22 protein-coding genes and 1 riboswitch are annotated in these 25,744 nt (G+C 71.5%); of the genes, 9 read left to right on the forward strand and 13 right to left on the reverse strand.

The window, feature by feature from the left end; translation table 11 throughout:
- Positions 1 to 317 precede the first annotated feature (317 nt).
- On the forward strand, positions 318 to 926 hold the full coding sequence (locus ACZ4Z4_RS15055) for a uridine kinase family protein (protein ID WP_468326990.1): 609 nt from the start codon (positions 318 to 320) through the stop codon (positions 924 to 926).
- A gap of 507 nt (positions 927 to 1,433) precedes the next feature.
- On the forward strand, positions 1,434 to 3,458 hold the full coding sequence (locus tag ACZ4Z4_RS15060; RefSeq protein WP_468326992.1) for an AAA family ATPase: 2,025 nt from the start codon (positions 1,434 to 1,436) through the stop codon (positions 3,456 to 3,458).
- A gap of 37 nt (positions 3,459 to 3,495) precedes the next feature.
- On the opposite strand, the gene ACZ4Z4_RS15065 is transcribed toward ACZ4Z4_RS15060, so the two are convergent.
- From ACZ4Z4_RS15065 to ribD, 10 genes are all read right to left on the reverse strand, one after another.
- Positions 3,496 to 4,590 (reverse strand): hemolysin family protein, encoded by a 1,095-nt coding sequence (locus tag ACZ4Z4_RS15065; RefSeq protein ID WP_468326994.1) that lies wholly within the window; start codon positions 4,588 to 4,590, stop codon positions 3,496 to 3,498.
- On the reverse strand, positions 4,587 to 5,930 hold the full coding sequence (locus ACZ4Z4_RS15070; protein ID WP_468326996.1) for a hemolysin family protein: 1,344 nt from the start codon (positions 5,928 to 5,930) through the stop codon (positions 4,587 to 4,589). The genes ACZ4Z4_RS15065 and ACZ4Z4_RS15070 overlap by 4 nt, the downstream gene beginning before the upstream one ends.
- 205 nt (positions 5,931 to 6,135) lie before the next feature.
- Entirely contained in the window at positions 6,136 to 6,603 is a 468-nt protein-coding gene (locus tag ACZ4Z4_RS15075) for a PH domain-containing protein (RefSeq protein WP_468326998.1), read from the reverse strand.
- A 31-nt stretch (positions 6,604 to 6,634) separates the two neighbouring features.
- A complete protein-coding gene (gene hisG / locus ACZ4Z4_RS15080; RefSeq protein ID WP_468327000.1) occupies positions 6,635 to 7,483 on the reverse strand; it encodes an ATP phosphoribosyltransferase in 849 nt (282 codons plus the stop codon).
- A 49-nt stretch (positions 7,484 to 7,532) separates the two neighbouring features.
- The gene (locus ACZ4Z4_RS15085; protein WP_030951748.1) at positions 7,533 to 7,805 is read right to left on the reverse strand and encodes a phosphoribosyl-ATP diphosphatase; all 273 of its coding nucleotides are present in this window, start codon (positions 7,803 to 7,805) and stop codon (positions 7,533 to 7,535) included.
- Positions 7,806 to 7,840: 35 nt separating this feature from the next.
- The gene (gene ribH / locus ACZ4Z4_RS15090; protein ID WP_223773483.1) at positions 7,841 to 8,326 is read right to left on the reverse strand and encodes a 6,7-dimethyl-8-ribityllumazine synthase; all 486 of its coding nucleotides are present in this window, start codon (positions 8,324 to 8,326) and stop codon (positions 7,841 to 7,843) included.
- Between the two features lie 27 nt (positions 8,327 to 8,353).
- Entirely contained in the window at positions 8,354 to 9,652 is a 1,299-nt protein-coding gene (locus ACZ4Z4_RS15095; RefSeq protein WP_468327002.1) for a bifunctional 3,4-dihydroxy-2-butanone-4-phosphate synthase/GTP cyclohydrolase II, read from the reverse strand.
- Complete coding sequence (locus tag ACZ4Z4_RS15100; protein ID WP_468327659.1) at positions 9,649 to 10,236, reverse strand: nicotinamide mononucleotide transporter family protein; 588 nt, start codon at positions 10,234 to 10,236, stop codon at positions 9,649 to 9,651. The genes ACZ4Z4_RS15095 and ACZ4Z4_RS15100 overlap by 4 nt, the downstream gene beginning before the upstream one ends.
- A 56-nt stretch (positions 10,237 to 10,292) precedes the next feature.
- Positions 10,293 to 10,913: a riboflavin synthase gene (locus tag ACZ4Z4_RS15105; protein WP_468327004.1), complete on the reverse strand. Its 621-nt coding sequence runs from the start codon at positions 10,911 to 10,913 to the stop codon at positions 10,293 to 10,295.
- A 1-nt stretch (position 10,914) separates the two neighbouring features.
- Positions 10,915 to 11,973 carry a bifunctional diaminohydroxyphosphoribosylaminopyrimidine deaminase/5-amino-6-(5-phosphoribosylamino)uracil reductase RibD gene (gene ribD / locus ACZ4Z4_RS15110; RefSeq protein ID WP_468327661.1) on the reverse strand — a complete coding sequence of 353 codons (1,059 nt, stop codon included), beginning with the start codon at positions 11,971 to 11,973 and terminating at the stop codon, positions 10,915 to 10,917.
- A gap of 210 nt (positions 11,974 to 12,183) precedes the next feature.
- Positions 12,184 to 12,314: riboswitch (FMN riboswitch) on the reverse strand.
- A gap of 274 nt (positions 12,315 to 12,588) precedes the next feature.
- Here ribD and ACZ4Z4_RS15115 point away from each other — a divergent pair.
- The gene (locus tag ACZ4Z4_RS15115; RefSeq protein ID WP_468327006.1) at positions 12,589 to 14,925 is read left to right on the forward strand and encodes a chitinase C-terminal domain-containing protein; all 2,337 of its coding nucleotides are present in this window, start codon (positions 12,589 to 12,591) and stop codon (positions 14,923 to 14,925) included.
- 44 nt (positions 14,926 to 14,969) lie between these two features.
- The gene (locus ACZ4Z4_RS15120; RefSeq protein ID WP_468327008.1) at positions 14,970 to 15,860 is read left to right on the forward strand and encodes an RNA polymerase sigma-70 factor; all 891 of its coding nucleotides are present in this window, start codon (positions 14,970 to 14,972) and stop codon (positions 15,858 to 15,860) included.
- Between the two features lie 55 nt (positions 15,861 to 15,915).
- On the opposite strand, the gene ACZ4Z4_RS15125 is transcribed toward ACZ4Z4_RS15120, so the two are convergent.
- Positions 15,916 to 17,085 carry an ROK family transcriptional regulator gene (locus ACZ4Z4_RS15125; protein WP_468327010.1) on the reverse strand — a complete coding sequence of 390 codons (1,170 nt, stop codon included), beginning with the start codon at positions 17,083 to 17,085 and terminating at the stop codon, positions 15,916 to 15,918.
- A gap of 98 nt (positions 17,086 to 17,183) precedes the next feature.
- Between ACZ4Z4_RS15125 and ACZ4Z4_RS15130 the strand changes: the two genes are divergently transcribed.
- The 5 genes from ACZ4Z4_RS15130 to ACZ4Z4_RS15150 all read left to right on the forward strand — a co-directional run bounded on the left by ACZ4Z4_RS15130 (position 17,184) and on the right by ACZ4Z4_RS15150 (position 22,981).
- Positions 17,184 to 18,392, forward strand: coding sequence for an MFS transporter (locus ACZ4Z4_RS15130; RefSeq protein ID WP_468327012.1), 1,209 nt, complete (start codon positions 17,184 to 17,186; stop codon positions 18,390 to 18,392).
- A 98-nt stretch (positions 18,393 to 18,490) separates the two neighbouring features.
- Positions 18,491 to 19,870 (forward strand): uracil-xanthine permease family protein, encoded by a 1,380-nt coding sequence (locus ACZ4Z4_RS15135; protein WP_468327014.1) that lies wholly within the window; start codon positions 18,491 to 18,493, stop codon positions 19,868 to 19,870.
- A gap of 199 nt (positions 19,871 to 20,069) precedes the next feature.
- Entirely contained in the window at positions 20,070 to 21,263 is a 1,194-nt protein-coding gene (locus ACZ4Z4_RS15140; RefSeq protein WP_468327016.1) for a Cmx/CmrA family chloramphenicol efflux MFS transporter, read from the forward strand.
- A gap of 35 nt (positions 21,264 to 21,298) precedes the next feature.
- Positions 21,299 to 22,003 (forward strand): DUF5995 family protein, encoded by a 705-nt coding sequence (locus ACZ4Z4_RS15145; RefSeq protein WP_468327018.1) that lies wholly within the window; start codon positions 21,299 to 21,301, stop codon positions 22,001 to 22,003.
- A 48-nt stretch (positions 22,004 to 22,051) separates the two neighbouring features.
- Entirely contained in the window at positions 22,052 to 22,981 is a 930-nt protein-coding gene (locus ACZ4Z4_RS15150; protein WP_468327020.1) for an LLM class F420-dependent oxidoreductase, read from the forward strand.
- Between the two features lie 116 nt (positions 22,982 to 23,097).
- Here ACZ4Z4_RS15150 and ACZ4Z4_RS15155 read toward each other — a convergent pair whose 3' ends face one another.
- Positions 23,098 to 24,789, reverse strand: coding sequence for a flavin monoamine oxidase family protein (locus ACZ4Z4_RS15155; RefSeq protein ID WP_468327021.1), 1,692 nt, complete (start codon positions 24,787 to 24,789; stop codon positions 23,098 to 23,100).
- A 61-nt stretch (positions 24,790 to 24,850) separates the two neighbouring features.
- On the reverse strand, positions 24,851 to 25,639 hold the full coding sequence (locus ACZ4Z4_RS15160) for a carbon-nitrogen hydrolase family protein (protein WP_468327662.1): 789 nt from the start codon (positions 25,637 to 25,639) through the stop codon (positions 24,851 to 24,853).
- Positions 25,640 to 25,744 lie beyond the last annotated feature (105 nt).

Here is a 25,744-nt window from a genome sequence, read left to right on the forward strand (position 1 = left end):
CGCCACGCCCGCCTGCGCCCGCACCGCCCGTCTTGTCGGGCCGCTCGGCTCGGTCTGCTGGGTCTACCTGGTGTGCTCGGTCTGCCTGATGTGCTCGGTCTGCTCGGTCCATGGGTGGGACCCCCAGTCGACATGGTTTCCGGCGGGATCCGGAAGGGTCGGACAGATGCACGGAAGTGGGCCAACTATGGCCGGTCCCGGCCGACTTCTGCCAGCGCTTCGGGCACTGTCGCGCGCAACAATATTGGCCTCAACCAATGGCATGACCTGCGACGGCGCGCGGAACACATCCTTCCGCGGTCGTACCCTTACCCCTGATGACCGGACACCCGCCCACCCCGCTCCCCCGCCTCGCCGACACCCTGCGACACCTGCCGCCCTCCTGTGGCCCCGTCCGGCTGATCGCCGTGGACGGGCACGCCGGCTCCGGAAAGTCGACGTTCGCCCGACGCCTCGCCGAGGCGTTCGGCGGCGCGCCCGTGCTGCGGCTCGACGACATCGCGAGCCACACGGAGCTCTTCGACTGGACGGAGCGGCTCCGGCGGCAGGTCCTCGGACCGCTCTCCCGCGGCGAGACGGCGCACTACGCGACGTACGACTGGCACGAGCACCGCTTCGGCCCCGCCGACACGCCTCTGCCGCCCGCGCCCGTGGTGATCGTCGAGGGCGTCGGGGCGGGCCGCCGGGCGCTGCGGCCGCACCTCGCCGCGGTGCTGTGGATGGATGTGGCGCGCGAGGAGGCATGGCAGCGGGGCCGCCGACGGGACGGGGCGGCCCAGAGTGATTTCTGGGACGGCTGGGAGCCCGAGGAACGCCGGCATTTCACCGTGGACCCCTCCAGACCCTTCGCACACTTTTTGGTACGACAGCGCCCAGAGGGATACGAGGTACTTCAAGGGCCGGGTGTGACACGTACGAAGGCCTGAGTAGTCACGCAGAGTGAAGGAGCGTGGGCGGTCCGCTGAACCTCCGGAAAAATACTTCCAGTTGGCCTCACGAGTTTTCGCCAGTGCCCCAACTATGCTTGACCCAGGGCCCTTACAGGACTTACGTTCTGAATGTGCGGTGTTGCGACACCGCCCGCAGACGCGAAGCCCCCGGTTGTTCCCCCGTGATCGGGGGCTTCGTTCTGCCTCCGGAGCCCGATTTCCGACCGCCGCGTGCCGCCATCCGCTCACCCTCGGTCACCATCGGGCCATTCACCATCGGCCCTTTCCGGCCGATCCGCCGATGCGGCACCCTACGGCACACCGCTCCCCCGCAGGTACGATGCATATCGGTGCGCCTTTTCGGACGGCCGCTCTGCGCATCGAATCAACTCCCGTCCGCAGCACAGTGGTTCAGGCAGTGGTTCAGCGCGATGGTTCAGCGCAGTCGCCGGCGGGCACCGGTCCGGCGGTACGCAAACGGGGGCACGGTTTGTGGGGGACCTGATGGACTTCGACGCGGTGGGCTCACCCGCCCCGGCCGACCTCGCCTGGCTGAGGGGCGTCGACGCCTACACCATGGGCGCCTATCCGCAGGCGGAGGAGGAATTCCGGACGGCGGTGCGGATGGACCCCGGGATGGCCGACGGCTGGCTCGGCCTGCACGCGCTGCGCATCGACACGACGACGGCGTTACTGCGGATGTTCCAGCACCGGGAGCGGTTCGGGGAGCAGCGCACCCGGCACGCGCGCGCCCTCAACTCCTGGTACTGGCTGGGCTGGTGGGTGCAGCCCGTCCTGGAGAGCTCCCGTGACCTGCTGCTCGCGCACGCCTCGCACTGGCTCGACGGCCGCCATGTCCCGGAGCTCGACCGGGCGTTGGCGGGCCTGCCGCCCGTCGACGCGGATCCGCAGGTGCGCTTCCTGCACGCCTGCCGCTCCTATCTGGTCAAGGACTGGGAGCAGTTGGTGCGCCACACGGACCCGCTGATCGACGACCCGATGCTGGGCATCGAGGCCGGGCTCTTCGGCGGCATGGCCCGGGTCCGCCTGGAGGCGTACGGCCAGGCGGAGCCGCTGCTGTCCGCCGCCCTCATGCGCTGCCGCAGCGAACAGCCGCAGCGCAAGGAGCTGCGCTACTGGCTGGCCCGCGCGCACGAGGGCACGGGACGCTCGGCGGCGGCCCTGCCGCTGTACCGGGCGGTGCACCGGGTCGACGCCTCCTTCATGGACACCTCGGCGCGGCTCGCGGCGATCTCCGAGGGCGACGGGTACGACGAGGCGGCCGACCTCGCCGCGATCAGCCTGACCGGGGCGGGACAGGACGTGCTGGAGGGGCCGGACGGCATCGACGTGCTCTTCGGCACGGAGGGGCGTGACGTGAAGGTCACCGACCCGGAGCTGCCGTCGGGCGGCGGCTCCTCGACCACCAAGGGTCCCAGTGGCTCCGGCGTCCCCACCAGCCCCGGTGGCCCCGGCAGTCTCAACAGCCCCAGTGGTCCCAGTGGTCTCAACAGTCCCGGCGGTCCCAGTGGCCCCACTGGCCCCACTGGCCCCACCGGCCCCTCCGTCCCCGCCGAGGCCGACACCGTCCGCGAGAAGGCGATCATCCCCATCAAGGCGGGCCCCGCGCAGCTGCCCCCGGGCCCCACCGACCCCGCCCTCCTGGAGGCCGCGCTCTCCGAACTGGAGGGCATGGTGGGTCTGGAACCGGTGAAGCGGCAGGTCAAGGCGCTCTCCGCACAGCTGAACATGGCACGCCTGCGGGCCGCTCAGGGGCTGCCGGTGCAGCCGCCGAAACGACACTTCGTCTTCTCGGGCCCCTCGGGCACCGGCAAGACCACCGTGGCCCGCATCCTCGGCCGCGTCTTCTACGCGCTCGGCCTGCTCGGCGGCGACCACCTGGTGGAGGCGCAACGCGCCGACCTGGTCGGCGAGTACCTGGGCCAGACCGCCGTGAAGGCCAACGAACTGATCGACTCTGCGATCGGCGGAGTCCTCTTCGTCGACGAGGCCTACTCCCTCTCCAACTCCGGCTACGGCAAGGGCGACGCCTACGGAGACGAGGCCCTTCAGGTCCTCCTCAAGCGCGCCGAGGACAACCGCGATCACCTCGTCGTCATCCTCGCGGGCTACCCGGAGGGCATGGACCGGCTCCTGGCCGCCAACCCCGGCCTGTCCTCGCGCTTCACGACCCGCGTCGACTTCCCCTCGTACCGCCCCCTCGAACTCACCGCCATCGGCGAGGTCCTCGCCGCCGACAACGGCGACGTGTGGGACGAGGAGGCGCTCGAAGAGCTGCGCTCCATCAGCGGGCACGTCGTCGAGCAGGCCTGGATCGACGAGCTGGGCAACGGCCGCTTCCTGCGCACGCTGTACGAGAAGAGCTGCGCCTACCGCGACCTGCGGCTCTCCGGCTACCCCGGCGAACCGGGGCGCGCCGACCTGTCGACCCTGCGGCTGCCCGACCTGATGCAGGCGTACGGCGAAGTGCTCTCGGGGCGGGGACCGCAGGACGCCCCGGGGATCTGACAATCCCCGGGGCGCCCCGCCACACAGCCCGTGAAGCTCAGCCCACGCGGCTGCCCGCGAGCGCGGAGTCCCTGGCGTCCCCGGCGTCCTGTGGCGGCGTCCTCTGCACCGTGACCCGGTGCGCCGGGTCACGGACCTCGCCGACCAGCATTTCCAGGACGTCCTCCAGGGCGACCAGGCCCAGCACCTTGCCGGACGCGTCGGCGACCTGCGCCAGGTGTGTCGCGGCGCGGCGCATCACGGTCAGGGCGTCGTCCAGCGGCAGTTCGGACCGCAGCGTGGTCATCGGGCGCCAGACCTGCTGCGGCACGGCGCGGTCGGTCTCCTCCAGGTCCAGGACGTCCTTGACGTGGAGGTAGCCCATGAAGGCGCCGTTCTCCGCGCGGACCGGGAAGCGGGAGTAGCCGGTGCGCCCGGTGAGCTCGATGACGCGGGCCGGGGTGACCGAGGGGCCCACGGTCACCAGGGACGCCCGGTCGAGCAGGACGTCGGTGACCGGGCGCGAGCCCAGCTCCAGGGCGTCCTCCAGACGCTCCTGCTCGACGGGGTCGAGGAGCCCCGCCTGGCCGGAGTCCTCCACGAGGCGGCCCAGCTGCACGCTGGTGAACACCGCCTCGACCTCGTCCTTCGGCTCCACCCCGAAGAGCCGCAGCACGACCCGGGAGCACGCCCCGAGCGCCACGGTCACCGGCCGGCAGAGCCGCGCGAAGGCGACCAGGCCCGGGCTGAACCAGAGGGCGGTCTTCTCGGGGGCCGCCATCGCGAGGTTCTTCGGGACCATCTCGCCGATGACGAGGTGGAGGAAGACGACGACGGCGAGCGCGATCACGTAGCCGAGGGGGTGGATCATGCCCTCAGGCAGGTGGACCGCCTCGAAGACCGGCTCCAGGAGGTGGGCGACCGTCGGCTCGGCGACCGCGCCGAGCGTCAGCGAGCAGACGGTGATGCCGAACTGGGCGGCCGCCATCATCTGCGGCAGATGTTCGAGGCCGTACAGGACCTGACGGGACCGCTTGGTGTCCAGGGGCTCGATCTGGCTGCGGCGCACGGACACGAGCGCGAACTCGGCGCCCACGAAGAAGCCGTTGGCGAGCACGAGCAGGACGGCGAAGAGGAGTTGCAGCAGGCTCATCGCAGTGCCTCCGCGGGAGCCGCGGACACCGGGGCGTCCGCCGTCCGTGCGATCCTGACCCGCTCGGCGCGGTAGTGGCCGACCTGGCGCACCGAGAGCCGCCAGCCCGGGAGTTCGGCCCGGTCACCGGGGGCCGGGATGCGGCCGAGCAGATCCGCGACGAGGCCGGCGACGGTCTCGTACGGGCCTTCGGGCACGGTGAGCCCGATGCGCCGGAGCGTGTCGACGCGGCAGCCGCCGTCGGCGTCCCAGGCGGGCCTGCCGTCCTCGGCCGGTGCCGCGCAGAGCTCGGGCAGGTCGAGGAGGTCGTGCTCGTCGCGGACCTCGCCGACGAGTTCCTCGACGATGTCCTCCAGGGTGACGACGCCCGCCGTGCCGCCGTACTCGTCGACGACGACGGCGATGGGCTGCTCGCTGCGCAGCCGCTCCAGGAGGGGCTGCACGGGCAGCGTCTCGGGGACGAGCAGCGGGGACTTCGCGATGCGGCCCACGGGCGTCCTCAGGCGTGCGTGGGCGGGCACCGCGAGGGCGTCCTTGAGGTGGACCATGCCGACGACCTCGTCGATCCGCTCGTCGTAGACCGGGAAGCGGGACAGGCCGGTGGCGCGGGTCAGGTTGACCACGTCCTCGGCGGTCGCCGACGACTGAAGCGCGCTGACCTTCACGCGGGGCGTCATGACGTGCTGCGCGGTCAGCTCCCCGAGGGAGAGGGTGCGGACGAACAGGTCGGCGGTGTCCTGCTCCAGGGCACCGGCCTGCGCCGAGTGCCGGGCCAGGGAGACCAGTTCGCCGGGGGTGCGGGCGGACGCCAGCTCTTCGGCGGGCTCGACGCCGAGGGCGCGCACCAGCCGGTTGGCCACGGCGTTCAGGAGGGCGATCACGGGCCGGAAGAGCCGCGCGAACACGTGCTGCGGGCCCGCGACGAACCGCGCGACCTGAAGCGGCCTGGAGACCGCCCAGTTCTTGGGCACCAGCTCGCCGATCACCATCTGTACGGCGGAGGCGAGCAGCATGCCGACCACCACGGAGACACCGCCCACGGCACCTTCGGGGACGCCGACCGCCGTGAAGGGGCCCGCGAGCAGGTGCGCGAGGGCCGGTTCGGCGAGCATGCCGACGACGAGCGAGGTGATGGTGATGCCGAGCTGGGTGCCGGAGAGCTGGAAGGACAGCTCCTTGAGGGCGCTGACGACCGTCGCGGCCCTTCGGTCGCCGTCGGCCGCGGCCTTCTCCGCGTCCGGCCGCTCGACGGTGACGAGGCCGAACTCGGCCGCCACGAAGAAGCCGTTGGCGAGAATCAGCAGGAATGCCGCCCCGAGAAGCAGCAGGGGCACTGTCATGCCGCCGCCTCTCCGGTCGTGCCGGTCCCGGTGTGCGGGGAGGGGGCGGCGCAGGTACTACAGGACGATCCGTCCATCGCCGGAGTCAGTCACTCCTCGGATAGCAGGAGCCCCTGGGAGCCGGGCGGGCCCGTCAGGAGCGGGGCGGCGCTCACGCACGCCCCGCCAACAGATTAATCAAGACCGGGCGCGGAACGTCCAGAGCCTAGTTCTCGCGAGCCGTCCGGGCCTCGGCGAGTGCGCGCAGGCTGCGGGCGTCGGTGACGGCCTGCTGCCTGCCGATGCCCGGCTGGATGCCGAGGGCGGGCAGGCTGGTGCCGTCGCTGAGGTTGAGGAACACCCACGGGTCGCCGGGGCGGAGGTTGACCTGCACGATCTCGGCCCACGCAAGGCGGCGGCTCGTCGCGATGTTGACGACGGTCACGCCGGAGTCGTCGGCGACGACCTTGGGCCTGCTGAGCAGCACGAGCACGCCGAGCAGGAGCGCGCCGGTGAAGACGAAGCTGGTCCGCTCCCCCGGGCCGAGCTTGGGCAGCAGGAAGGCGATCGCCGTGATCACCACGAAGATCGTGGCGCCCGCGGTGAGCAGGACGGCCCGGGTCCGCGTCGGCCGGAAGGTGACGGGCAGGGCGGGGAGGTCAGGGCTGACGGGGGTGGCGGGGCTTTCGGACATGGGGCGGTGCTCCTACCGGGTCGGGGGCCGGTCAGAGGCGGCAGGCGTGGATGGCGGTGGTCAGGATGGCCCGCGCGCCGATGGCGTACAGGTCGTCCATGATCCACTGGGCCTCCTTGGCGGGGACCATGGAGCGGACGGCCACCCAGCCCTCGTTGTGCAGCGGGGAGATCGTCGGCGACTCCAGGCCCGGGGTGAGGGCGACGGCCTGCTCCAGGTGCTCGGCGCGGCAGTCGTAGTCCATCATCACGTACGACCTGGCGACGAGGACGCCCTGGAGGCGGCGCAGGAACTGCTGCACCTTCGGGTTGTCCGTGTCGGCGCCGGTGCGGCGGATGACGACCGCCTCGGACTTCATGATCGGGTCGCCGAAGACCTCCAGGCCGGCGTTGCGCAGGGAGGTGCCGGTCTCGACGACGTCCGCGATGACCTGGGCGACGCCCAGCTCGATGGCGGTCTCGACGGCGCCGTCCAGGTGGACGACGGAGGCGGCGACGCCCTGCTCGGCGAGGTGCTTGGCGACGATGCCCTCGTAGGAGGTCGCGACGGTCTTGCCCGCGAGGTCCTTGATGTCGCTCGCCGTACCCGGCTTCGCGGCGAAGCGGAAGGTGGAGCGGGCGAAGCCGAGCGGCAGGATCGCCTCGGCGTCGGCGCCGGAGTCGATCAGCAGGTCCTCGCCGGTGATGCCGATGTCGAGCCGGCCCGCCGAGACGTAGATCGCGATGTCCTTGGGGCGCAGGTAGAAGAACTCGACCTCGTTGTCGGGGTCGACGAGGACGAGCTCCTTCGACTCCTTGCGCTGCTGGTAGCCGGCCTCATGGAGCATCGCCGACGCAGGTCCGGACAGTGAACCCTTGTTGGGGACGGCGATGCGCAGCATGAGGTCAGCTTCCTTGTCTGGTGGATACGGGGTGGGGTGAGCGTGCGGCTCAGAGGTGGGCGTAGACGTCGTCGAGGGAGATGCCGCGGGCGACCATCATCACCTGTACGTGGTACAGGAGCTGCGAGATCTCCTCGGCGGCGGCTTCCTTGCCCTCGTACTCGGCGGCCATCCAGACCTCGGCGGCCTCCTCGACGACCTTCTTGCCGATGGCATGGACGCCCTTGTCGACCAGCTCGGCGGTGCGGGAGGTCGCGGGGTCGCCGTTGGCGGCCTTGTGCTGGAGCTCGGTGAAGAGCTCCTCGAAAGTCTTCTTGGACATGATGGTCGCCACTCTACGCGGCCGGACGGTCCCCCTCAGCGCCAGGGTTCGGAGACGGTGCGCAGCGTGGTCGCGGTGGCGACGGCCGCGGTGACCGCTTCGTGGCCCTTGTCCTCGCTGGAGCCCTCGATGCCCGCGCGGTCCAGGGCCTGCTCCTCGGTGTCGCAGGTCAGTACGCCGAAGCCGACCGGGACGCCGGTGTCGACGGAGACCTGGGTGAGTCCCTGGGTGACGCCCTGGCACACGTACTCGAAGTGCGGGGTGCCGCCGCGGATGACGACGCCGAGCGCGACGATCGCGTCGTAGCCGCGTCCGGCGAGGACCTTGGCGACGACGGGCAGCTCGAAGCTGCCGGGGACGCGCAGCACCGTCGGCTCGCTGATGCCGAGTTCGTTCAGGGCGCGCAGGGCGCCGTCGACGAGGCCGTCCATGACCTTCTCGTGCCACTGCGCGGCGATCACCGCGACCCGCAGGTCGCCGCAGTTCTTCACGCTCAGTTCGGGTGCACCCTTGCCGCTCACGTGCTTCTCCTCAAGGTGTTCTCGAAGTTACTGATTGCCGCAGGCGGACACGTCGGTGGCGTCCAGCCAGGGCAGGTCGTGCCCCATCCGGTCCCGCTTGGTGCGCAGGTACCGAAGATTGTGTTCGCCGGCCTCGACGGGCATGGGCTCGCGCCCGGTGACCTTCAGGCCGTGCCGCAGGACCGCGTCGGTCTTGTCGGGGTTGTTGGTCATCAGCCGCACCCCGCGTACCCCGAGGTCGCGCAGGATCTGCGCGCCCGCGCCGTAGTCCCGGGCGTCGGCGGGCAGGCCGAGCTCCAGGTTGGCGTCGAGGGTGTCGCTGCCCTGTTCCTGGAGGGCGTACGCGCGCAGCTTGGAGAGCAGGCCGATGCCGCGTCCCTCGTGGCCGCGCAGGTAGACGACGACGCCGCGGCCCTCTTCCGTGATGCGTCGCATGGAGGCTTCCAGCTGCGGGCCGCAGTCGCAGCGCAGGGAGTGGAAGACGTCGCCGGTGAGGCACTCGGAGTGGAGGCGGGCGAGGACGTCCTCGCCGTCGCCGATGTCGCCGTGGACGAGGGCGACGTGTTCGACCCCGTCGACGGTGGAGCGGTAGCCGTACGCCGTGAAGTCGCCGAAGGCGGTGGGCAGGCCGACCACGGCCTCGCGGCGGACGGTGGGCTCCGCGGAGCGGCGGTAGGCGATGAGGTCCTCGATGGAGATGATCGTCAGGCCGTGCTTGCGGGCGAAGGGGACCAGCTCGGGGAGCCGGAGCATCTTCCCGTCCTCGCCCGCGATCTCCACGATGGCGCCCGCGGGGCGCAGTCCCGCGAGGCGGGCGAGGTCGACGGCGGCCTCGGTGTGGCCGTCGCGGGCGAGCACGCCGCCGGACTTGGCGCGCAGCGGGAAGATGTGCCCGGGGCGCACGAAGTCGTCGGCGGTGGCGGCGCCGCCCGCCAGGAGCTGGAGCGTGGTGGCGCGGTCGGCGGCGGAGATGCCGGTGGTGACGCCGTGCGCGGCACTCGCGTCGACGGAGACGGTGAAGGCCGTGCTCATCGACTCGGTGTTGTGCTCGACCATCTGCGGGAGCCGGAGCCGGTCGAGCTCCTCGGCCTCCATGGGCGCGCAGATCAGACCGCGGCACTCGCTCATCATGAAGGCGACGATCTCGGGGGTCGCCATCTCGGCGGCGACGACGAGGTCGCCCTCGTTCTCGCGGTCCTCGTCGTCGACGACCACGACGGGGCGGCCCGCCGCGATGTCGCGGACGGCCTGCTCGACGGGGTCGAGGGAGAGGTCCAGGGGGTCTTCGTTGCCGGCGGTGCCGTGCCAGACCGGTGCCACAGTCATGCCGGGGCTCCTTCCATGACGGGCTGCGAGGCGGCCGTGCGGGAGCGCAGCCACCAGTCGCGCATGCCCCAGAGGACGAGGGCGAGGTAGACGACGTACACGAGTCCGGAGAAGGCGAGGCCGCTGCTGAAGGCGAGCGGCACGCCGACCACGTCGACGAGCAGCCAGGCGAACCAGAACTCGACGAGTCCGCGGGCCTGGGCGACCATCGCGGCGAGGGTGCCGACGAAGATGTAGGCGTCGGGCCAGGGGTTCCAGGACAGGTCGGGAACGGCGCTGAACAGGGCGCCGACGGCGAGCGTGCCGACCGCGGTGCCCGCGAGCAGGATGCCCCGCTCCTTCCAGGTGGCGAAGCGGATGGCGATGGAGCCGTCCTGCGCCTGCTGCCTGCCGCGGGTCCACTGCCGCCAGCCCCACAGCGCGACGCCGATGACGAGGAGCTGCTTGCCGACGCCGCCGGAGAGCTGCGCGGAGGCGTACGCGGCGACGAGGATGACGCCGGACAGGAACTGGGCGGGCCAGGTCCATATGGAGCGCCGCCAGCCGAGCGCGAGGGCGATGAGGCCGACGGTGTTGCCGATCATGTCGGACCAGAGGATGTGCTGGTCGAAGGCCGTGAAGGCTTCGGAGTTGAGCCAGTTCACTTGGTGGCCTCCTGAGCGGGCACTTGAACGCGGTCGCCGAGCAGGCGCTCGACGTACTTGGCGATGACGTCGACCTCAAGGTTGACCGGGTCGCCGGGCTGCTTGATGCCGAGCGTGGTCAGCGCGAGGGTGGTGGGGATGAGGCTGATGGTGAAGTAGTCGGGGCCCGCGTCGACCACGGTGAGGCTGACGCCGTCGACCGTGATGGAGCCCTTCTCCACGACGTAGCGGGAGAGGCCGGCCGGGAGCGAGACCTTGACGATCTCCCAGTTGTCGGACGGCTTGCGCTCGACGATCTCGCCGGTCCCGTCGACGTGCCCCTGCACGATGTGTCCGCCGAGGCGGGCGCCGACCGCGGTGGGGCGCTCCAGGTTGACGCGGGAGCGGACCGTGAGCGCGCCGAGGCTGGAGCGGTTCAGGGTCTCCGCCATGACGTCGGCGGTGAACTCGTCGCCCTCGTGCTCCACGACCGTCAGACAGACGCCGTTGACCGCGATGGAGTCGCCGTGCTTGGCGCCCTCGGTGACCACGGGGCCGCGCAGGCGGAAGCGGGAGGCGTCGGGGAGGTTCTCGACGGCGGTGATCTCGCCCAGCTCTTCGACGATTCCGGTGAACACTTCAGTGCTCCTTCGCTACGAGGGTCGCGGTGATGCGCAGGTCGGGGCCGATACGGACGGTCTCGCTCACGTCGAGCCGCAACGCTTCGGTGATGGTGGTGATTCCGCCGCCGGTCAGGGCGGCGGGGCCGGCGCCGAGCAGGACGGGGGCGAGGTAGCCGACGACGCGGTCGACGCAGCCGGCGGCCACGAAGGCGCCGGCGAGTGTCGGGCCGCCTTCGAGGAGGACGGACCGCACGCCACGCGCGTGGAGCACGTCCAGGAGGGTTTGGATGTCCAACCCGCCTTCCGCGCGCGGGAGCCGGACGGTGTCCTCGGCGTCGTACGCGGGGGCGGCGTCGTCGGCGACGGCGATCAGGGTCGGTGCCGCGTCGTCCAGGACGCGGGCGCCCGGCGTGACGGCGGTGCCGTTCGTGTCGACGACGACCCGCAGCGGCTGCACGGCCCCCTCGATGCCCCGCACGGCGAGGTGCGGGTCGTCGGCGCGCTGGGTGCCCGAGCCGACGACGACGGCGTCGCACTCGGCGCGCAGCCGGTGCACGTCGGCGCGGGACTCGGCGGAGGTGATCCAGCGGCTGGTGCCGTCGGCGGCGGCGGTGCGGCCGTCGAGCGTGGCGGCGTACTTCCAGGTGACGTGGGGGCGGCCGAGGCGCACGGAGGTCAGCCAGGCGGCGTTGACCTCGGCGGCCTCGGCCTCCAACAGGCCCTGTTCCACCGGGATACCGGCCGCTCGCAGGGTGTGCGCGCCGCCGGTCGCGGTGGGGTTCGGGTCGCCGACGGCGTAGACGACGCGGGCGATTCCGGCGTCGATGAGGGCCTGCGCGCAGGGGCCGGTGCGGCCGGTGTGGTTGCAGGGTTCGAGGGTGACGACGGCGGTGGCGCCACGGGCTCTGTCGCCCGCCGCGCGCAGGGCGTGGATCTCGGCGTGCGGGCCGCCCGCGCGCTGGTGCCAGCCCTCGCCGACGGTGTCGCCCGCGGCGTCGAGGACGACGCAGCCGACGACGGGGTTGGGGCTGGTGGAGCCGAGGCCGCGGGCGGCCAGCGTGATGGCGCGCCGCATGGCGGCTGTTTCGGCTACGGCGGTGGCCACCGGGTCCTCCTGCCTCTTCGGGCACGGACTCCGGGGCCTGTCGATGACGACAGAACGTACGGACAGCGACACCTGGGAACGCCTGCGCCGGATGACATCTGTCCCCGGGAAAACCCAGGAACCGTCCCTGGCCGGAGCCAGGAACGAGCCATGACGGCGGCGTGCACGGATGCCCGCCCGCCGCGCACTGCCTCCCATCCGGACTTTCACCGTCGGTCCAGGAATTTCACCTGGTCAACCGGCCACTGGAGGTGGCCGGGTCGCGGACTGTAACCGCCGGTTCGGAATTACACCGACCCCGGAGTGCGCTGCTTCTGGTACGAGGCCAGTGTGCCATGGCTGGTTGCGGGCCATACGGGTCACCCGCTGTGGGCTGGCTCACAACATCACCGTTCACCATCACGTTCAACCAACTTGGTCCAGACCTATTGACGCACTGGTCTAGTCCTTTTAATCTCTGCGTCACCTCCGAGGAGCCGGAGCCGACGGTGTGCGCACACCGGGGCCCCAGAACGATTCACCCGCTGTGTTGTTCCGCCCCGTCTTCGCCCCGCACCCGCGTGCGACCGCCCCAGGAGGTCCCCCTTGCCGTCCCTCATCCGTGCGAGACCCACGCTGCTCGCGTCCGGCGCGGCCGTCGCCGGCCTGCTGATCGGTCTGGTCTCCGGCGGCGCCACACAGGCCGCGGCCGCCGACGACGCTTCCTGTCGCCCCGACGGCCTCTACAAGACGTCCGGCGTCGACGTCCCCTACTGCTCCGTCTACGACAGCGAAGGCCGCGAGAAGATGGGCGCCGACCACCAGCGGCGCGTCATCGGCTACTTCACCGGCTGGCGCACCGGCAAGAACGGTGAGCCCGCCTATCTCGCCAAGGACATCCCGTGGGAGAAGGTCACCCACGTCAACTACGCCTTCGGGCACGTCAACAAGGACAACAAGCTCTCCGTCGGCTCCGACAGCGACACGAACCCCGCCACCGGCATGACCTGGCCGGACGTCGCGGGCGCCGAGATGGACCCGGCGCTGCCCTACAAGGGCCACTTCAACCTGCTGAACAAGTTCAAGAAGAAGCACCCGAACGTCAAGACGCTCATCTCGGTGGGCGGCTGGGCCGAGACCGGCGGCTACTTCGGGGACGACGGCAAGCGCGTGAACTCCGGCGGCTTCTACTCGATGGCCACCAACGCGGACGGCTCGGTGAACCACGCGGGCATCGACACCTTCGCGGACTCCGCCGTCTCCTTCATCAAGAAGTACGGCTTCAACGGCGTCGACATCGACTACGAGTACCCGACCACGATGAAGGACGCGGGCAACCCGCTCGACTACTCGATCTCCAACGCCCGCCGCGGCGGCCTCGTCAAGGGCTACGCGGCGCTGATGAAGTCCCTGCGCGAGAAGCTCGACAAGGCGGGCGCGGCCGACGGCAAGCACTACATGCTGACGGTGGCGGCCCCCTCCTCCGGCTATCTGCTGCGCGGCATGGAGACCTTCCAGGTCCAGAAGTACCTCGACTACGTCAACATCATGTCGTACGACCTGCACGGCGCCTGGAACGAGTACGTGGGCCCCAACGCCGCGCTCTTCGACGACGGCAAGGACGCGGAGCTGGCGGCGGCGAACGTCTACGGAAGCCAGCAGTACGGCGGCATCGGCTATCTGAACACCGACTGGGCCTACCACTACTTCCGCGGCTCGATGCCCGCCGGGCGCATCAACATCGGCCTGCCGTACTACACCCGCGGCCACAAGAACGTGCAGGGCGGCACCGACGGACTGTGGGGCAAGGCCGCGGCGACCAGCTGTCCGGCAGGATCGGGCCTGACCAAGTGCGGTGACGGCGCGGTCGGCATCGACAACCTCTGGCACGACAAGGACGACAACGGCAAGGAGTCCCCCGCGGGCTCCAACCCGATGTGGCACGCCAAGAACCTGGAGAAGGGGATCGTCGGCGACTACGTCACCCAGTACGGCTTCCCGAAGGACACCAAGCTCACCGGCAGGTACGCCCGCAAGTACAGCTCCTCGCTGGTCGCGCCCTGGCTGTGGAACGCGGACAAGAAGGTCTTCCTCTCCACGGAGGACGAGGAGTCGGTGGCGAAGAAGGCCGACTACGTGGTCGACCGGGGCATCGGCGGCACAATGGTCTGGGAGATGGCCGGTGACTACGACTGGAACGCGGCCAAGGGCCAGTACGAGATCGGCGACACGCTGACCTCGCTGATGTACGACAAGTTCAAGGCCGCCAAGCCGTACGGCGCGAAGGTCTCGAACAAGGAGCTGCCCACCAAGGCCGTCGACATCGGCGTGGAGTTCGGGGACTTCAAGCTGGGCGACTCCAACTACCCGATCACGCCCAAGGTGAAGATCACCAACAACACGAAGACGGCGCTGCCGGGCGGCACGGAGTTCCAGTTCGACTACTCCACCGCGGCCCCGGGCAACGCGTCGGACCAGTCCGGCTTCGGTACGAAGGTGATCAGCAGCGACCACACGGGCAGCAACGTCGGCGGCCTGAAGGGCGACTTCCACCGGGTCTCGCTGAAGCTCCCGGCCTGGCAGTCCCTCGCGCCCGGCGCCTCCGTGGACCTGTCCTTCAACTACTACCTGCCGGTCTCCACGCCGTGGAACTGGACGGTGAACATCAGCGGCACGACGTACGCGCTCGCCGGTGACCTGGCGCGCGGCACCACGCTCGTCGAGCCGGGAGGCGGCACCGGACCGACCGACCCGCCGGGCCCGACGGACCCGCCGGCGCCGGGCAAGTGCACCGCGCCCGCGTGGAGCGCGTCCGCCGAGTACGGCAGCGGGACGAGCGTGTCCCACAAGTCCCACACCTGGAAGGCCAAGTGGTGGACGAAGGGCGATGAGCCCGGCGCCGGCGGCGAGTGGGGGGTCTGGCAGGATCTCGGCGCCTGCTGACCGTCGCGCGTGCTCACGCCCCGGGGATTTGACACCCTGTGGGCGTGAGCACCGCAGCGGCACTGGCCGAGGAGTTCGAGTCCCACCGCCCCCGGATGTTCGGCCTGGCCTACCGCATACTCGGCTCCGCGCAGGAGGCGGAGGACGCCGTGCAGGACGCGTATCTGCGCTGGAGCGGCACCCGGCGCGAAGACATCGCGCAGCCGGCGGCCTGGCTGGCCAAGACCGTCACGAACCTCTGCCTGACCAGGCTGACCTCGGCCCGCGCCCGGCGCGAGCAGTACGTGGGGACCTGGCTGCCGGAGCCGGTGATCACCTCCGGCGGCACCCTCGGACCGCTGGAGTCCGCCGAGCAGCGGGAGGCGGTCTCGATGGCGCTGCTCGTCCTCCTGGAGCGGCTCACGCCCAGGGAGCGTGCCGTGTACGTGCTGCGCGAGGCGTTCGCGTACAGCCACCAGGAGATCGCCCGCGTCCTCGACGCCAGCGAGGCCAACTGCCGTCAGTTGTACCGCAGGGCGGTGCGGGCGGTCGCCGACGCGCGGTCCCGCTTCGAGCCGGGGCACGAGCTGCGGCAGACGTTCGTGGAGTCGTTCGTGGCGGCGGCCCGTGAGGGCGACGTCGCGGGCCTGGAGAAGATACTGGCCAGGGACGTGACGTGGTGGGGCGACGGCGGCGGCAAGGCCGCCGCGACCCGCACCCCCGTCCTCGGGCGCGACAACGTACTGCGTTTCCTGGTCGGCGTCATGGCGGACTTCGCGCCCGACGAGGTGTCGTACGCCGAGGTCAACGGCGCCCCCGCGCTGGTCGTGCGCGCGGCGGGCCACCTGACGGCCGTCGCCGCGTTCGAAGGGGGCGACGGGCTGGTCACCGGCGTGCGGTCGGTCGTCAATCCGGACAAGCTGCGGTTCGTGGAACGCCAGCTGACGGCCGCCTGACGGCCGCGGAGCGCCCCCGGAGCCCCGGCCGCCTCAGTGGCCCGCCGCGGCCGCCTCAGTGGCCCGCCGGCGGCCCGAACAGCTCGTCCTGCGCCGCGTCCCGCGCGGCGAGCAGCGCGCCGCGCAGCACCGCGGCGCCGCCGAGCGCGCTCGCGCGGACCTCGGTGCGCAGGGGCGACATGGCGGTGACGCGGTCCTCGACGCGGGCGGCGAGCGCGGCGCCGCCCGCGCGGCCCACCTCGCCGCCCAGGACGACGCAGCCGGGGTCGAGGATCGCGGCCATCGCCGCGGTGCCGACGGCGATCCGGTCGGCGACGGCCTCCAGGAAGGCGTCCTCGCCGGAGCCGACCGCGTGCCGCACCACGTCGGCGGCCGACATGCCGGTCCGCAGGAGACCGTGCGCCGCGCCGAGTTCGCACAGCGCGGCGGCGCAGACCAGCGAGTGGAAGCCGCCCTCGCAGCCGGTGGCCGACGGCAGGGAGCCCGTGCCCGGCACCGGCAGGAAGCCGATCTCGCCGGTGCCGCCCGACGCGCCCCTGCGCAGCGCGCCGTCGAGCACGACGGCGGCGCCGACGCCGTCGCCGAGCCAGAGCAGCACGAAGGTGTCCCGGTCGTGCGCGGCGCCGTCGCGGCGCTCGGCGCGGGCCGCGAGGTTGGTCTCGTTCTCCACCAGGACGCGGGCGCCGAGCCGCTCCTGGAGGCTCCCGGCGAGACGGCGGTGCCAGGCGGGCAGCGACGTCGTGTCGTGCAGGTCGCCGGTGGCGGGGTCGATGAGGCCGGGGGCGCCGATGCCGACGGTGTGCAGCCGCTGGACGCCGCCCTCGCGCACCGTGCGCCCGACCAGGTCGAGGACGCGCCCGAGGGCGGTCTCCGTGTCGCCGCCGATCGGTGCGGAGGCCTCGGCGAGCACCGCGCCGAGCAGATCGGTGACGACGACGGAGACGCTGTCGGTGCGCACGTCGAGGGCGGCGAGGTGGGCCCGGTCGGCGACTATGCCGTAGAGCCGGGCGTTCGGGCCGCGCCGCTGGGCACCCGCCTCCCCGACGACGGTGATGAGCCCGGAGCCCTGGAGCCGCTCGACGAGGTCGGCCACCGAGGGCCTCGACAGGCCGGTGAGCTGCTTCAGCTGGTTCGCGGTCAGGGGCCCTTCGCGCTGTAGGAGGCCCAGGGCGAGCCGGTCGTTGATGGCCCGGGCGGTCCTCGGTGAGGCAGGCGAGACAGGCATGACCGGATCCTCCCACAGAAAGTCTTCTATTTATCAGGCAGGGTTCCTGATAGTTTACGTCGCCGTATCGGTGCGGCGCTCGGGAGGGACGGAACGGCATGAGTGAAGTGGTCGACGACAAACGCCGGTTGAAGCGGGCGCGGCTCGCCGTGGCGGCCGTCTTCTGCGTGCACGGCGCGGTCGCGGGATCCTTCGCGACCCGGGTGCCCTGGATCCAGGAGCACGCCGACGTCAGCGCGGGCATGCTCGGCCTCGCCCTGGCCTTCCCCGCGATCGGCGCCTCCGTCGCGATGCCTCTCGCGAGCCGGATCAGCCACCGCTTCGGCGCCCGGCCCGCCCTGCGCGGCCTGCTCGCCCTGTGGACGCTCGCCCTGATCCTGCCCTCTCTGGCGCCGAACCTGCTCACGCTCTGCGTGGCGCTCTTCGTGTACGGCGCCTCCTCCGGCATGTCGGACGTGGTGATGAACGCCCTCGGTGTCGAGACCGAGACCCGCATGCGCAAGTCGATCATGTCCGGTCTGCACGGCATGTGGAGCGTCGGCGCCCTGATCGGCTCGGCGGCCGGCACCGTCGCCGCACACCTGGGCTCCGACGCCCGCCTGCACCACGCCCTCGCCGCCGCCGCGCTCACCGCGCTCGGCCTGGTGGCCTGCCAGTGGGTGCTCGACGTACAGGCGGAACCGGAGGAGGAGGCACCGCCGCGGTTCTCGCTGCCGCCCAAGTCGGCGCTGCTCATCGGCGCCGTCGGCTTCTGCGCGGTCTTCGCCGAGGGCGCGAGCCTGGACTGGTCGGCGGTCTATCTGCGGGACGTCCTGGACACGTCGGCCGGCGTCGCCGCCGCCTCGACCACCGGCTTCACGCTCACCATGGCGATCGCGCGGCTCGCGGGCGACGCGGTGGTCGACCGGTTCGGCGCGGTGCGCACGGTGCGGGCGGGCGGTGTCCTCGCGGTGCTCGGCGGACTGCTCGTGGTGCTGGCCTCCCATCCGGTCATGGCCATGGGCGGCTTCGCGCTGCTCGGCCTCGGCATCGCGGTGGTGGTGCCGCTCGCCTTCGCCGCCGCCGGGCGCAGCGGTCCGAACCCGAGCCAGGCCATCGCGGGTGTCGCCACCATCACGTACACCTCGGGCCTGATCGCCCCCTCGGCGATCGGCGGTCTCGCGGACGCGACGAGCCTCGTGACCTCGTTCGGCCTGGTGACGCTGCTCGCCTTCGGGCTGGTGGTCTTCGCGGGCGTGCTGCGCACGGACGGCCGGAAGGCGGCCGGGGCGGGGAGCCCGCAGCCGACCGGAGAGAAGTCGCACTGACGTCGCATTAACATGGCGTCGATCATTTCGGGCCACGCACCACTGGAAGACGGACCACTGGCACGGCCCGGCCCGGCGCACAGAAAGCGACACTCACCATGGATCTCGGCGTGCGCTGGAAACTTCACGGCGACGGCCGCACCCCCGCTCCCGGCGCCGTCGTCCGGCCCGACGAGCGCCTCTCCTGGCCCCGCACCTTCGGGCTCGGGGCGCAGCACGTGGTGGCCATGTTCGGGGCGTCTTTCGTAGCACCCGTCCTCATGGGTCTCGATCCGAATCTGGCCATCATGATGTCGGGCGTCGCGACCGTCATCTTCCTGCTCGCCACGCGCGGCCGGGTCCCCAGCTATCTGGGCTGCTCGCTCTCCTTCGTGGGCGTCGCCGCCGTCATCCGGGCGCAGGGCGGCTCCAGCGCGACGGTGACCGGCGCGGTCCTCGTGGTCGGCGCCGCGCTGTTCCTGGTGGGGCTCGCGGTGCAGAAGTTCGGGGCGCGGATCATCCACGCCGCGATGCCGCCCATCGTGACCGGCGCGGTCGTCATGCTGATCGGCTTCAACCTGGCGCCGGTCACCGCGTCGACGTACTGGCCGCAGGACCAGTGGACGGCGCTCCTGGTGATGCTGTTCACCGGATTGGCCGTGGTGTGCCTGCGCGGCTTCTGGTCGCGCGTCGCGATCTTCCTGGGCCTGATCTTCGGTTACGGCATCTCCTGGGTCTTCGACCAGGTCTTCGGCAAGATCCACTCGGCGGACGGCTCCGGCAAGGTCGTCGACCACTGGCGCCTCGACCTGTCCGGCGTAGGGAAGGCCGACTGGATCGGTCTGCCGTCCTTCCACGCGCCGGGCTTCGAGTGGTCGGCGATCCTCGTGGCGCTGCCCGTCGTCATCGCGCTCATCGCGGAGAACGCGGGCCACGTGAAGGCCGTCGGCGAGATGACCGGCGACAACCTCGACGACAAGCTCGGCACGGCGATCTCCGCCGACGGCGCCGCCTCCATGCTCTCCACCGCGGTCGGCGGCCCGCCCAACACGACGTACTCCGAGAACATCGGCGTGATGGCCGCGACCCGCGTCTACTCCACGGCCGCGTACTGGGCGGCGGCGTGCTTCGCCCTGCTCTTCGGGCTCTGCCCCAAGTTCGGCGCCGTCGTGGCCGCGATCCCCGGCGGCGTGCTCGGCGGCATCACCGTCATCCTGTACGGCATGATCGGCCTGCTCGGCGCGCAGATCTGGATCAACGCCAAGGTCGACCTGCGCAATCCGCTGAACCTCGTGCCGGCCGCCGCGGGCATCATCATCGGCGTCGGCGGTGTCTCCCTGAAGATCAGCGACAACTTCGAGCTGAGCGGCATCGCGCTCGGCACGATCGTCGTCATCACGGGCTACCACGTGCTGCGCGCCTTCGCCCCCGAGCACCTCAAGACGCAGGAACCGCTCCTCGACGCGGGCACGTCGACGTACGACGAAGAGCAGCGCTGAATGCGTTGGACGTGGTGCGTGCCGCCTGATTAAGGTGCGCACCATGTCCAGCCCCGAGTCCGACAGACTCCCGCCACCGGTCGTCCGGTGGCTTCTCGTGCTGTCGCGCTGACGCGCCGACCCCGCGCGCTCCGCCACCGGATCACCGGCCCGCGCCCTGATCCTTTCGATCTCCACCGTGTGGTTGCGGAGTCTCGCTGTGCCCTTTTCCCTGTACCTCCTCGGACTCGCCGTGTTCGCGCAAGGCACCTCCGAGTTCATGCTCTCCGGCCTTGTCTCGGACATCGCCGCGGACCTGGACGTCTCCATTCCGTCGGCGGGCCATCTGACCTCGGCGTTCGCCGTGGGAATGATCGTCGGCGCGCCGCTGATGGCCGCCCTGAGCCGCCGCTTCTCGCGCCGGAGCGCGCTCCTCGTCTTCCTCGTCACCTTCCTCCTCGTCCATGTCGCCGGGGCGCTCACCACGAGCTTCACCGTGCTGCTCGCGACGCGCGTGGTGGGAGCCCTCGCCAACGCCGGGTTCCTCGCGGTCGCCCTGGTGACCGCCACCGACCTGGTCGAGCCGGACGCCAAGGGACGCGCGACCTCCGCGCTGCTCGGCGGCGTCACCCTCGCCTGCGTCGCGGGCGTGCCCGCGGGCGCGCTGCTCGGCGAGGTCTGGGGCTGGCGCTCGGCGTTCTGGGCCGTGGCCCTGATCTCCCTGCCCGCCGTCCTCGCCATCGCGCGGGCCGTGCCCGCCGGTGCGCCGGACACCGCGGGGCCGGGCGCGCTCGGTGAGCTGCGCGCGCTGCGCCGCCCGCGGCTGCTGGTGACGCTGCTGCTCGGGGCGCTGGTGAACGGCGCGACGTTCTGCACGTTCACCTACCTCGCACCGCTGGTCACCGAGGTGACCGGGCTCGGCTCCGGCCGGGTCCCCGTGGTGCTCGCGCTGTTCGGCATCGGCTCCTTCGTCGGCGTCACCGTGGGCGGCCGCGTCGCCGACGTACGGCCCGTGCCGGTACTGGTGTGGGGCTCGCTCGCGCTGCTCGCCGGCTGGGTCCTCCTCGCGGTGACCGCCGCGAACCCGGTGGCGGCGGTCGTGCTGGTCCTCGTGCAGGGCGCGCTGTCGTTCGGCGTCGGGTCCACGCTCATCGCGCGGGCGCTGTACGAGGCGACCGACGCGCCGCACCTCGCGGGCGGGTTCGCCACGGCCGCGTTCAACGTGGGCGGCGCCCTCGGCCCGTGGCTCGGCGGGATCGCGATCTCCGCGGGGCTCGGCTACCGCTCGCCGCTCTGGCTCAGCGCGCTCCTGGTGGCGGCGGCCCTGGTCGTCGGGGGCGTCGCGGCCGGCCTGAACCGTCAGGCCCCGCGCGGTGGCCGTTCCCTCGTTTCGGGGAAGCAGCCGGTGCGCTGACGCCCGGGCGCGCCCGGGGCTGGGACCCTGCCCCCATGGCGCAGTTGGAGCGGTTCGCACAGTTCAGGGCACCGGCTTTCGGAGTCGACGCCGTGGCGGCACGGATGCGTGCGCTCGGCGCCGACTGGCCGCCGCGCGACGGGGTCGCCGTCTTCAACCGCGTCTACCTCTCGGTGACCGAGGAGGTCGGCCGGCGCCTCGACGGCGGCGCGTTCGCGAACGCCCGTGCCGCGCTGACGCTCGCCGTCCGCTTCGCCGAACGCTATCTGGCGGCCGTCGACGCGGCGGCCGCCGGGCACCGCCCGCCCGCCTGCTGGCGCCCGCTGTTCCAGTACCGCCGGCATCCGGGCGTCAGCCCGCTGCAATTCGCGCTCGCGGGCATCAACGCGCACATCGGGCACGACCTGGCGCTCGCCCTCGTCGACAGCTGTCGCACACTGGGCTGCGAACCGGCCGATCTGGAGGACGAGTTCGACCGCGTGGGCGATGTCCTCGCGTCGCTGGAGGAGCGCATTCGCGAAGAGCTGATGCCCGGCCCCGACCTGCTCCAGGTCGCCGACCCGCTGACGCATCTGGCCGGTTCCTGGAGTCTGGAGCGCGCCAGGGACGGCGCGTGGGCGTCGGCACGTGCCCTGTGGGCGCTGCGTGAACTGCCCGCTGTCGCCGAGGAGTTCGTGGAGCGCCTCGACGGGGCCGTGGGGTTGGTGGGACGCATCCTGTTGACGCCCCTTCCCGACTGAGGTCGTTGTACGTTGAATGCTCTGACCCCGACGCGAAGGAGCACCGCGATGGCGACGCGACTCGGACTGAGTCTTCCGCAGGGCCGGCAGTACACCATCGGGCGTGACGTCCCCGCGGTCGCCCAGGCCGCCGAGGACATCGGCTACGAAAGCCTCTGGGTCTACGAGCGCGTCCTCTACCCCGAACCCGCCACGCAGGGCCTCTTCGGCATCCCGGGCCGCCCCTGGCCGGACACCTACCGCTCGGTCGCCGATCCCCTGATCACCCTGACGCTCGCCGCTGCGGCCACGGAGCGCGCCCGCCTCGGCACCAGCGTGCTCGTCGCCCCGCTGCACATCCCGTTCCAACTCGCCCGCTCGCTGGCCTCGTTGGACGCGGCGAGCGGCGGCCGGGTCGTCGCGGGCCTCGGCACGGGCTGGTCCCACGACGAGTACGCGGCCGCCTCGGTGGCCCCGTTCAAGCAGCGCGGCAGGGTCCTGGACGAGCTGATCGACGTCTGCCACGCGGTCTGGGGCCCGGACCCGGTGGCGTACGAAGGGGAGCTGACCACCATCGCGCCGTCCGTGGTGGGCCCCAAGCCCGCCCGGCCGATCCCGATCCTGCTGCCCGCCAACAGCCCGCGCGCGCTGCGCAGACTGGTGGACCGCGCCGACGGCTGGATGCCGGTGGCGACGGGCGCCGACGCGCTCGCCGAACAGTGGGCCACGGTGCGCCAGGCGGCCGCGGAGCGGGGCCGCGAGCGGCCGATCCAGAGCGTGCTGCGGGCCAACACGCGCTGCACACGCAAGGCGTACGACGGCCCGGACCGCGCCCCCTTCCGCGGTAACGTCGACCAGATCGTCGAGGACCTCGCGGCGCACGCCGCGGTGGGCATCGACGAGATCCTGATCGACCTCGGCGGCTCCGCGCGCGACGCACAGGAGCTCAAGGACCTGGCGGCGCAGGTGTACGAGGCGGCGAGGTCGGCCGGGGTCTAGACCACGCCCGGGAGGGGGCGCGCCCCGCAGGGGCGCAGCCTCAGGGGCGCGGGGAACTGCGCGACCAGCCACAACGGCCCGGCAGCTCCCCACGCACCCCACCCGAAACGGCGCTATCAGTCCTCAGGCAGCTCGACGGGAGCAATCTCGTCGTACACATCCCCGGGCCCGGGATTGCTCGCATCGGTCGCCCCACCGAAGTGGTGCATCACACCCCACACCGCGTTGAGCGCGGTCTGAATCGCCCCCTCGGCCCAGCCGGCCGTCCACGAGATGTCGTCCCCGGCGAGGAAGATGCCCCGCTTGTCCTCGGGCAGCGACTCCTGCATGAAGTGGGTGAACAGGCGCCGCTGGTAGCGGTAGTGGCCCGGCAGGTTGGCCTTGAAGGCGCCCATGAAGTAGGGCTCGTTCTCCCAGGACACGGTCACCGGGTTGCCGATGATGTGCTTCCGGATGTCGACCTTCGGGTAGATCTCGCCGAGCGACTTGAGCATGACCTCCATGCGCTCGTTCGCCGACAGCGGCAGCCACTTCAGGCTGTCGTCGCACCACGTGTAGGAGAGGCAGATGACGGCGGGCTTGTCCGGCCCGTCGTCGAGCAGGTAGGTACCGCGCGTCATCCGGTCGGTGAGCGTCATCGACATGACGTCACGCCCGGTCTCCTCGTCCTTGTCGAGCCAGAACGGCCGGTCCACCGGCACGAACAGCTTCGACGACTCCATGTAGTGGGTGCGCTCCATCGCCGTCCAGTGGTCGATGGGGAAGAGCGAGTCGTCGCACTCGATCTTCGAGAGCAGCATCCACGACTGGGCGGTGAAGATCGCCGCCTGATAGGTGCGGATGTCACCGGAGGCGTCGGTGACGGTGATCCGGTTGCCGGCGGTGCGGTTCAGGCGTGTGACGGCCGGCTTGGGGGTGCCCTCGTGCAGCGAGGACAGGGACGTGCCCGGCTCCCAGTGCACGATCTTCTGCGGCTCGCGCTCCCACAGGCGCAGCGGCAGCTGCTGGCTGCCGCCGACGATGCCGCGGTGGTGGTCGTCGGCCTCGGTGTAGACGACGCGCAGGATCTCCAGGATGGAGTTGGGGAAGTCGGTGTCCCAGCCGCCCGTGCCGAAGCCGACCTGGCCGAAGATCTCGCGGTGCCGGAAGGACTTGAAGGCCTCGGAGTCGCAGAGGAAGCCGTAGAAGGTCTGGTTGTCGAGCTTCTCGACGAGCTTCGACCAGATCTCGCGGATCTTCGGCACGTCGCGCTCGCGCAGGGCGCGGTTCATGTCGGAGAAGTCCGCGCCCTCCTCCAGGCAGTCGGCCCACGCCTTGGCCACGTCGCGGTAGACCTGCGGCAGGTCCTCCACGGTCTCGGCGTAGTGCGACTCGCCCTTGAGGTCCACGACCGTGGAGGGCGTCGACTCGGCGAGGGGGTTGGGGAACGCCCTGGTCTTCAGGCCGACCAGGTCGATGTAGTGCTGGAGGGCCGTCGAGGACGGCGGGAAGCGCATCGCGCCCATCTCGGCGGTGAGGTCGCCGTCGCACCCCTCGAAACCGACGGTCCGCAGCCGGCCGCCGATCTGGTCGGCCTCGTAGACGACGGGCTTGAGGCCCATCTTCATCAGCTCGTACGCGGCGACGATGCCGGAGAGACCGCCGCCGATGACGGCGACCTCGGTGCCGTGCTCGGTCGCGGGTATCTGGCCGAGGCCCGCCGGGTGGGCGAGGAAGTCGTCGTAGGCGTAGGGGAAGTCCGGACCGAACATGGTGATCGGCGGCTGCGCGTCGGTGTGCTGGATGGCGGTGGGCACCGTGGACGTCATGGGGTACGGACTCCTTGCGGGGGAACTGAAGCAGAAGGCTGCGGGGCTGCGGTGGGGAGGCTCAGACGAGGGACGCGTACAGACCGGGGCGGCGGTCGCGCAGGTACGGGTTGTTCTCGCGGGAGGCGCTCAGGAACTCCGGGTCGACGTCACCGAAGACGAGCTCCTCGCCGCGGCCCGCGCGGGCCCGCGCCACGCCGTCGGGCCCGGCCAGCGTGGAGAGCCCGACGAACTCGAACTCCCCCTCGGGCCCGACCCGGTTGACGTACGCGACGTACATCTGGTTCTCGAAGGCGCGCACCGGCACGACGGACTCGGCGACGAACTGGAAGGGGTGCATCTGCGCGGTCGGGACGACGAGGAGGTCGGTGCCGGCGAGCGCGTGCGCGCGGACGTTCTCCGGGAACTCCACGTCGTAGCAGATCATCAGGCCGACCCGTACGCCGCCCAACTCGGCCTGGACGACGGCCTGTTCACCGGGGGTGAAGGCGTCGCGCTCGAAGCCGCCGAAGAGGTGGGTCTTGCGGTAGTTCGCGAGGCGGACCCCGTCCGGGCCGACCAGCTGGACGGAGTTGTAGACGACATCGCCCTCGCGCTCCGGATACCCGTAGGCGACGCCGACCTCGTGGCGCGCCGCGATCCCGGCTACGGCCTTCGCGGACTCCCCGTCGACGGATTCGGCCAACCGGGCGATGTCATCACCGATGGCGTACCCGGTGAGGAACAGCTCGGGCGCGATGAGCAGCCCGGCACCCGCCGCGGCGGCACGGCCCGCCGCGCCGTCCAGCGCCGCGAGGTTCTCGGCGACGGATCCAAGCTGCCCGGAGCTCTGGAGCAGGGCGGTGCGCAGCGCAGGCATGGCGGAACCTCAAAGGGTACGAAGGGGAAGGCGGGACCGATAAGACGGTACGGTCGTCAACCACCCCCGGACAAGGCACGTCCGTTGCGCACAGCT

The organism is Streptomyces sp. NPDC030245, from assembly GCF_055572995.1.

Excerpts from the sequence above, each read along its gene's own strand:
- ACZ4Z4_RS15155 (WP_468327021.1), bottom strand. The coding sequence starts at position 24,789 with ATGACGTCCACGGTGCCCACCGCCATCCAGCACACCGACGCGCAGCCG.
- ACZ4Z4_RS15095 (WP_468327002.1), bottom strand. The coding sequence starts at position 9,652 with ATGACTGTGGCACCGGTCTGGCACGGCACCGCCGGCAACGAAGACCCC.
- ACZ4Z4_RS15055 (WP_468326990.1), top strand. The coding sequence starts at position 318 with ATGACCGGACACCCGCCCACCCCGCTCCCCCGCCTCGCCGACACCCTG.
- ACZ4Z4_RS15075 (WP_468326998.1), bottom strand. The coding sequence starts at position 6,603 with ATGTCCGAAAGCCCCGCCACCCCCGTCAGCCCTGACCTCCCCGCCCTG.
- ribD (WP_468327661.1), bottom strand. The coding sequence starts at position 11,973 with ATGCGGCGCGCCATCACGCTGGCCGCCCGCGGCCTCGGCTCCACCAGC.
- ACZ4Z4_RS15145 (WP_468327018.1), top strand. The coding sequence starts at position 21,299 with ATGGCGCAGTTGGAGCGGTTCGCACAGTTCAGGGCACCGGCTTTCGGA.
- ACZ4Z4_RS15065 (WP_468326994.1), bottom strand. The coding sequence starts at position 4,590 with ATGAGCCTGCTGCAACTCCTCTTCGCCGTCCTGCTCGTGCTCGCCAAC.
- ACZ4Z4_RS15135 (WP_468327014.1), top strand. The coding sequence starts at position 18,491 with ATGGATCTCGGCGTGCGCTGGAAACTTCACGGCGACGGCCGCACCCCC.
- ACZ4Z4_RS15125 (WP_468327010.1), bottom strand. The coding sequence starts at position 17,085 with ATGCCTGTCTCGCCTGCCTCACCGAGGACCGCCCGGGCCATCAACGAC.
- ACZ4Z4_RS15060 (WP_468326992.1), top strand. The coding sequence starts at position 1,434 with ATGGACTTCGACGCGGTGGGCTCACCCGCCCCGGCCGACCTCGCCTGG.
- ACZ4Z4_RS15130 (WP_468327012.1), top strand. The coding sequence starts at position 17,184 with ATGAGTGAAGTGGTCGACGACAAACGCCGGTTGAAGCGGGCGCGGCTC.
- ACZ4Z4_RS15085 (WP_030951748.1), bottom strand. The coding sequence starts at position 7,805 with ATGTCCAAGAAGACTTTCGAGGAGCTCTTCACCGAGCTCCAGCACAAG.
- ACZ4Z4_RS15100 (WP_468327659.1), bottom strand. The coding sequence starts at position 10,236 with ATGATCGGCAACACCGTCGGCCTCATCGCCCTCGCGCTCGGCTGGCGG.
- ACZ4Z4_RS15150 (WP_468327020.1), top strand. The coding sequence starts at position 22,052 with ATGGCGACGCGACTCGGACTGAGTCTTCCGCAGGGCCGGCAGTACACC.
- ACZ4Z4_RS15070 (WP_468326996.1), bottom strand. The coding sequence starts at position 5,930 with ATGACAGTGCCCCTGCTGCTTCTCGGGGCGGCATTCCTGCTGATTCTC.
- hisG (WP_468327000.1), bottom strand. The coding sequence starts at position 7,483 with ATGCTGCGCATCGCCGTCCCCAACAAGGGTTCACTGTCCGGACCTGCG.